This window comes from Pseudomonas sp. KB_15, from assembly GCF_052114525.1.
In the GTDB taxonomy this organism is placed as follows: domain Bacteria; phylum Pseudomonadota; class Gammaproteobacteria; order Pseudomonadales; family Pseudomonadaceae; genus Aquipseudomonas.
Genome location: NZ_JBFREX010000192.1, coordinates 1 through 472, shown reverse-complemented (window position 1 = coordinate 472; position 472 = coordinate 1). Strand labels below are relative to the sequence as shown.

Below are 472 nucleotides of genomic sequence, written 5' to 3'. Positions count from 1 at the left end.
GGGTGTGCTGGCGGATGGCGTCTTCGAGCGCGTCGGTATCGAGCCCGGCCGCCGTGCGCGGCACGCCCACTACGCGCAACCCGGCCAGCCGCAGGATCTGCAATAGATTGCAATAGCAGGGCGCTTCCACGAGGACCGTGTCCCCAGGGCGCAGCAGCGTGCGCACCACGAGGTCCAGCGCCTGCGTGGCGCCCTGGGTCAGCACCACCTGCTGCGCCTGCACCGGCATGCCGTACTGGCTCATATGCGCGGCGATGTGCTCGCGCAGCGGCGCGAAGCCATAGGGATGGCCGTAGCCCGAGACCTGCGCGGCCGGCACGCGCGCGGCGCTGCGCATGGCCTGGTGCAGCCCTTCCTCGTTGAGCCAGTCGCCCGGCAGCCAGCCCGCGCCGGCCTTGATCGGCACGGAATGGTCGGCGAACACATCGGAAAGCAGCCAGGCGGCGTTGAGCCCCGGCGCCTCCCAGTGGGG

The 472-nt window shown here is 71.6% G+C and carries 1 protein-coding gene; it reads right to left on the bottom strand.

The genetic code is table 11. From position 1 onward, the window contains the following. The coding region (locus AB4Z35_RS30405; protein ID WP_442101215.1) for an aminotransferase class I/II-fold pyridoxal phosphate-dependent enzyme at positions 1 to 472 on the bottom strand (472 nt) is incomplete at both ends.